This window comes from Kitasatospora sp. NPDC004799 (genome assembly GCF_040609095.1).
In the GTDB taxonomy this organism is placed as follows: Bacteria; Actinomycetota; Actinomycetes; order Streptomycetales; family Streptomycetaceae; genus Kitasatospora.
The window spans coordinates 1-6,240 of sequence record NZ_JBEXJK010000470.1 but is presented as its reverse complement, the minus strand read 5'-3'; the positions used below and the strand labels follow the sequence as shown (position 1 = coordinate 6,240).

Sequence of the window (6,240 nt, the reverse complement as noted above, 5' to 3'; positions counted from 1 at the left end):
CTCAGGTCAGGAGCTTGTCCTTGGCCCGCTGGTACTCCTCGTCGGAGATGGCGCCCTTCTCCTTGAGGTCGGCGAGCTTCGCCAGGTCGTCGACGCAGCGCGGCGGCCTCGGCGGTGGCCGCGGTGAGGCTCAACGTGGCGTGCCGGTGGGTGAGTTCGTCGGTGATCAGGCTGTGCCGGGTGCGGTCGGCCTCGGCCGCGGTGACGGCGCTCGCGGCGGCGGCGACCTCGATGGCGAGGTCCTGGGCGCGGTCGCGTTCGGCGGCGGCGCGCGAGGTGAGGGCGTGGGCGAGCCGGCGGGTGCGGCGCTCGGCGGTGCGGTGGGCCTCGCGGACGGTCTCGCGGGCGGTGGTGGACTCGGCGATGCGCTCCAGCAGGTCCAGCGAGCCGGCGGTGAAGTCGCGTTCGGCGGTGAGTTCGGCGCGGCGGCCCAGCTTGGCGGCGAAGCCGTGCACGAGGTCGGCGAGGCCGTCGGTGTCCCGGGTGTCGGTGACGGCGCGCAGCAGGAGGTCGGTGAAGTCGCTGTCGTGCTTGACCGCGAAGAGGCCGGCCGCCTCGCCCTCGTCGGCGTTCATCTCGCGCTGGTAGCGGAAGAGTTCGGGGTCGAGGCCGAGCTCGCCGAGGTGCTCCGTCCAGCGGTCGTGGCCGTCCTCGAAGACCAGGTCGAGGTGGGGGTGGGCCTTGCCGGCCTCGGTGAGGGCGTCGCGGAAGCCCTTCATGGTGCGGCGCCGGCCGCGGGCCTTCTGGTCGCCGGCCAGGCTGACCCGCTCGGCGACCGGCAGCGAGTCGAGGGTCAGGCCGGGGCCGGGGCGGAAGGAGTACCAGGTCTCGGCGAACTTGCGCGGGTCGGAGGAGACCTGGCGGCCGCGCCACTCGCTGACCTTGCCGACCACGATCAGCTCGCCGGTGACGGTGTGCTGCCACTCCAGGGCGACGTGGCCGCAGTCGTCGGCGAGCAGGAACTTGCGCAGCACGCCGGAGCTGGCGCCGCCGAGGGTGTTGCGGTGGCCGGGGAGCATGACCGAGAAGATCAGTTTGAGCAGGACGGACTTGCCGCCGCCGTTCTCCAGGAAGAGCACGCCGGCCGGGGCGGGGCGGCGGACCGGGCCGTCCGGGTCCTCGCCGAACAGGCCGATCTGCTGCGGGGCCGGGTCGGCGACCGGCTCGCCGACGCCGCGCAGGTCGAGCACCGTGTCGGCGTAGCGGGCGCCGGCCGGTCCGATCGAGTAGAGGCGGACCCGGTTGAGCTCGTACATGTGCGGCGGTTCTCCGTGGCTTGCGTGGCGTGAGGGATGGGCGGCGGGCCGGTCCGGGGCGGGTGGTCGGGGCCGGCGCGGTGGGGCTCGGAGCGGGTGGGCTCGGAGCGGGTGGGCTCGGAGCGCCGGGGCTCAGAGCGAGTGGAACGGCAGCCCCGCGTCGGCGACCAGTTCGTCGCCGGTGTCCGGCGGCAGCAGGCTGGCGGTGCCGTCGGAGACCGGGACGATCCCGAGGTCGAGCAGTTCGGCCATGGCCGCGCTGCCCGCCAGGTCGCGGACCTGGAGCTGGTAGCGGGCGGTGGTGCGGTAGGTGCCGCCGGAGTCGTCGGAGACCTTCTGCAGGAAGCCGGAGTCGACCAGGAACAGCACGGCCTTGGCGACGATGCCGATGGTGGAGCCGGAGAGCCGGCGGGCGTCCTTGGTGGCGCCGGTGGCGGTGCGCCGGGCCCACACCCGCCAGGCGGCCTCCAGGCCGGGGGCGTCGGAGGCCGGGTCGGTGTTGGCGCCCTCGGCGTCGGCCTGCTCCTCCAGGCGGCGGCAGGCCTGGCGGACGAAGGAGTCGACGCCGTTGACGGTGATCCGGCCGAGGTAGCCGTCGTCGGCGAGGTCCTCGGGGCGGGGGAAGGCCATCGCGGCGACGGCCAGGTGGGCGAGGCCGTGCAGGAAGCGGTCGGTGGACTCGGAGGCGGCGCGGCGCGAGTAGTCGCCCATCCGGACGGCGAACAGCGAGTCCTCGGCGGCGGCCACGGCCATGCCGGCCCGCGGGGAGACCTCCAGGACGACCAGGCCCATGCCGGTGGCGATGGCGTCGGCGAGCCGGGCGAACGGCGGGTCCTCGCGGTGGCGGCGCACCAGCTCGGCGTACTCGGCGTCCCGGGCGGGCAGCAGCTTGGCCTGGAGGCCGAAGGAGACCAGCCGGGCGGCGTCCGCGACGTCGGCCGGGGTGATCGGCGCGGGGGCCGCGGGTTCGGTCTCGGCCGCCCAGGACGTGTCGTGGTGGGTCGTCACGGGCGGTGCTCCTCGGGGGTGGCGCGGTGGTTACGGTTCGTCAAGGTGGGTTCCGGCAACGTGTGCTTCCCGGTGTGCTTCCCGGCCGGTCAGCCGGCGTCCTTGCGGTCGGCGGCCATGCCGACCGCGTCGAGCAGGGCGCTGCCGACGATCAGGTCGGCGCCGCCGAACTCCTCGTCGCGCAGCGGCGTGCCGTCGTCCACGGCGAACAGCAGCCGCTCCTCGCCCTGGCGGTAGGCGGTGCCGACCGGCGGGCTGGCCGCGTGGACGGCGAGCAGGGCGACCAGGTACGGCAGGTCCGGGTCCTGCTTGCGGGCCTCGGCGAGCAGGCCGGAGAGCCGGCGGGGGGCGTCCGGGGGCAGGTCGAGCAGGACCATCGCGGACTCCAGCTGGGCCTCGGAGAACCGGCTGTCGTCCGGGGTGGCGACCAGGTCCGGGTCGGGCAGCTCGGCGCCGAGGTGCTCGCGTTCGACCGGCGGGGTGAGCAGCAGGTCGACCAGGTCGGCGACCCGGACCGAGACGGGGGTGCGCAGGCCGGCGCCGCGGGCGAAGAACGCGCCGGTGGGGCGGACCGCCTGCTCTATCGGCAGCCGCAGCACGGGGGCGAGCAGCTGGCCGTAGAGGTCGATGCCGCTGCGGGCGCCCGGGGTGGCGAAGGCCTGCCGGTCCTGCTCGGCGCGGAACAGCGGGCCGGCCTCCAGCAGGCGGGTCTGGAGCTGGGTGTGGCGCCGGATGCAGTCCTTGACGATGTCGACCAGCTCGGCGGCGCGGCGCTTGTGCTCCGGGTCCTCGGCCTCGTCACGGGCCTTGCGGATGTTGGTGAGAATCGCGTTCTCGTGCCGGTAGCGGTCGGCGATGTGGTCCAGCGCCTCCTCGATGAGGTCCGGGATCGCGCGCATCCAGTCGACCGCCCGGACGTTGCGGCGGGTGGCGTCCAGGGCGCGGCGCAGCGTCTCGGCGTACTGGACGGTGCGGTAGCGGGCCTGCTCGGCGGCGAGCTGGGCGTCGGCCAGGCGGCCGCGGCGGATCAGCACCTCGAGCTTGACCTCGGCGGCGATCTGGGCCGAGGTGACGTCGGTGTCGAGCGCGCCGACCAGGACGTTGACCGCCTCGTCGGTGGTGCGCAGGTAGACGCCGCCGTCGGGGCCGGGGACCTCCTCGATCAGCTTGAAGTCGTAGTCGCGGCGGACGTACTCGCCGTCCGCGCCGAAGGTGCCGTAGACGGCGCGGAAGCCGCGGTCCACACTGCCGACGTTGATCAGCGACTCCAGCACCCAGCGGGCGACCCGCTCGTGCTCGGCGGCGGGACGGCCGGTGGCCTGGACGGCGACCCGGGGCAGCAGCCGGGCGAGCACTATCTCGCGGTCGGCCCCGGTGTCGAAGTCCATGTTCAGCGTGACCAGGTCGATCGCGGCGAGGCCGACCTCGGCCATCGCGTAGCCGCCGTACTCACCGGCCAGGTTGACCTTGCGGTTGTCCAGGTCGTGCAGCGGGGCGGTGCAGGCCAGCGCCTTGAGCCGGCGGGCCAGGCCCTCGTCGGCGGCGGGGCCGGGCGCGGGGCGCGCGGCGGCCGGGCCGGCGGGCGGTCGGAGGCCGGGCTCGGTGGGCGGGTCTGCGATGGCGGTCACGGGGGACAAGATTAGAGGTTCGCACCGACATCGACCGAAACGGACCTTGCGGGCGGGCGGAGCGGCAGGTGGGCGGCGGTGCGGGGGGCCGATTCGGAACGTGGTTCCGACGGGATTCCGCCATTCCCGAACCGGCATTCGAGAAAACCGTGAGGGCTGCGCGTCGGTTCGGTGATGATCAACCCATGATCATCCGACTGGCCACAGCGGGCCTCGCCGTCGCGCTGTCCGTGACCACCCTCGCCACCGGCGCCGTTGCCGCTCCGGCCACCTCGGCCGCTCCGGCAGCCGCGACGGGCCCGGCGGCCGCGACGTCGGCCTCCGCGCAGCACGTCACCGTGTCGCAGAGCGGGAACTACCCGGGCGGCTTCTTCACCTCCGGCACCATGTCGGTGAGCTGGATGTCGGCCGGCACCGCGGACCTGACCGGCCCGACCCACTTCACCGTCGACCTCCCGCCCGGCGTCAGGACCGACGGCGCGATGTTCTACTCCACGCCGTACGACTACACCTTCACCGAGACGCTGTCGCCCGACGGCCGCCACCTGGAGGCCGTGCTCACCGGCACCCGGGTGGTCGGGAAGAACGAGTTCATGAAGCTCAACCTGTCCACCACGCCCGGCGTGCCGATCACCGGTGTGATCACGGTGACGGCCGGCAACCCGAACGACACCGACCCGACCGGCCACGTCTCGCGGTACGACCTCGGCAGCCGCGGCTACCTGCCGGCCACCGTGCAGGCCGCCCCGGCGGTCACCGGCCTCGGCACCACCACCGGCCCGGGCGCGGGCGGCACCGCGGTGACCGTCAGCGGCCTCGACCTGGCCAACGGCATGGTGCTGGTCGGCGGCGTCCCGGCGCCCGGCACCTGCACCGACACCGCCTGCACGGTGACCACCCCGGGCGGCTCGGGCAGCGCGCCAGCAGCGGCAGAGCCGACGCCGCGAGCCGCCAGCCGCCCGGGCCGTCCGCCGGCAACAGGGCGAACAGCGGGAACTCGGGCACCGGGCCCAGCGCCGCACCGGTCGGCGACACCGCCGTCCCGGCGCCCACCGCGAAGCCCGGGCCCAGCGCGTACGCCGCGCCCCAGAGCACCGCGTTCGGCAGCAGCGCCAGCGCGAGCAGCAGCAGTCCCACCACCGCGGCGGGCCCGCTGCCCAGCAGCGCCGTGCCGCGTCCGCCGCCGGCCACCGCGTCCAGCACGGCCGAGCACACCACCAGCAGGCCGCCCGCCGCGACCAGCCCGGCCCCGCCCGCCAGCGCCGCGGCGCGTACCACCGGCGCGCCGTCGGCCGGGCGGTAGGGCGGGGGCAGCCGGTCCAGCGGGGAGTCGACCGGCAGGTCGAGGACGGTCACCGAGCGGGCTCCGGCGGCCGTCGCCAGGCCCGCCACCAGCGCCACCACCAGGACGTCCAGCAGCACCCGGCTGCGGAACAGCCCGGCACCCGCGCAGTGCAGCGTGACCCCGACGGCCACCGCGCAGTACCCCGCCCACACCGCCACCGGACCGCCCCAGCGCGAGCGCAGCCCGCGCCGCGCCGCCACCACGGCGGCCGCCCGGTGCAGCCGGACCACGGCCAGGACGCCCAGCAGCAGCGGAGTGACGGTCAGCGGGGCGTCGGCCGGCCCGCGCAGCACCGGCGCGCCGTGCCCGAGCAGCCAGAGCACCCCCGCCAACCGGGTGACAGCGGCCGCGCCGTCGTCCGCGTACGGCGACATCACCCAGAGCCCGAGCACCGGCGCCCCGACCGCCGCCAGGCCGACCAGCGCCGTCCGCACCCCGGCCAACAGGTCGGCCAGCGCGGGGCGTCCGCCCAATTCACCGGGCGAATCCAGGATCGGACGGCCCATCAGCTGCGTCATGGGCCACATGGTGCCAAGGCGACTCGCCATGCTCCGTGAAGCGCCAAACCGCCGCCGTGTCCCAGATTATTGGCTTATGCGCATTTTCAGACCCTGCCCCCAAGCCGCGGGCGCCCCGGCCCGGAGCGTCTGATGGCCACGCCGCCCACCGCCGACTCCCCCACCCCGGAGCGCCACCGCAAGCCCGCCCGCGCCGAGACCGACGCGGGCCGCCTGCTGCGGAGACTGACCCCCCGTGAGGCCCAGACCCTGGCCCACCTCGCGGTCGGCCACGACCTCCCCCGCACCGCCGCCACCCTCGGAGTCACCCCCACCACCGCCCGCAGCTACCTCCAGCGCGCCCTGCGCAAGCTCGGCACCCGCACGGAGGCGGAGGCCCTCGCCCTGCTGGCCGGCACCCTGCCGCACCCCCCGGGCCTCGGCCCGGCCGGCACCGAGGCGGTGGCCAAGCACTTCGTCGCGCTGTCCACCAACGCCCAGGGCGT

General features: G+C 75.4%; 5 protein-coding genes and 2 pseudogenes. 1 reads left to right on the top strand and 6 read right to left on the bottom strand.

Going from position 1 to position 6,240, the window contains the following annotated elements; genetic code table 11:
- Position 1: 1 nt before the first annotated feature.
- From ABZW03_RS35705 to ABZW03_RS35680, 6 genes and pseudogenes are all read right to left on the bottom strand, one after another.
- A pseudogene (locus ABZW03_RS35705) lies at positions 2–94 on the bottom strand (SHOCT domain-containing protein); the annotation flags it as partial.
- Positions 72–1,256: pseudogene (locus tag ABZW03_RS35700) on the bottom strand (hypothetical protein); the annotation flags it as partial. The pseudogenes ABZW03_RS35700 and ABZW03_RS35705, both read right to left, overlap by 23 nt.
- Positions 1,257–1,388: 132 nt before the next feature.
- On the bottom strand, positions 1,389–2,264 hold the full coding sequence (locus ABZW03_RS35695) for a hypothetical protein (protein WP_355268040.1): 876 nt from the start codon (positions 2,262–2,264) through the stop codon (positions 1,389–1,391).
- An 89-nt stretch (positions 2,265–2,353) separates the two neighbouring features.
- Positions 2,354–3,883, bottom strand: coding sequence for a hypothetical protein (locus tag ABZW03_RS35690; RefSeq protein ID WP_355268043.1), 1,530 nt, complete (start codon positions 3,881–3,883; stop codon positions 2,354–2,356).
- Between the two features lie 514 nt (positions 3,884–4,397).
- Positions 4,398–4,565, bottom strand: a complete 168-nt coding sequence (locus ABZW03_RS35685; RefSeq protein WP_355268037.1) for a hypothetical protein — start codon at positions 4,563–4,565, stop codon at positions 4,398–4,400.
- A 134-nt stretch (positions 4,566–4,699) separates the two neighbouring features.
- Positions 4,700–5,755, bottom strand: a complete 1,056-nt coding sequence (locus ABZW03_RS35680; RefSeq protein ID WP_355268034.1) for a DUF6350 family protein — start codon at positions 5,753–5,755, stop codon at positions 4,700–4,702.
- Between the two features lie 132 nt (positions 5,756–5,887).
- Between ABZW03_RS35680 and ABZW03_RS35675 the strand changes: the two genes are divergently transcribed.
- Positions 5,888–6,240, top strand: a 353-nt coding sequence (locus ABZW03_RS35675) for a helix-turn-helix transcriptional regulator (RefSeq protein ID WP_355268031.1), incomplete at its 3' end; no start/stop codon positions are given.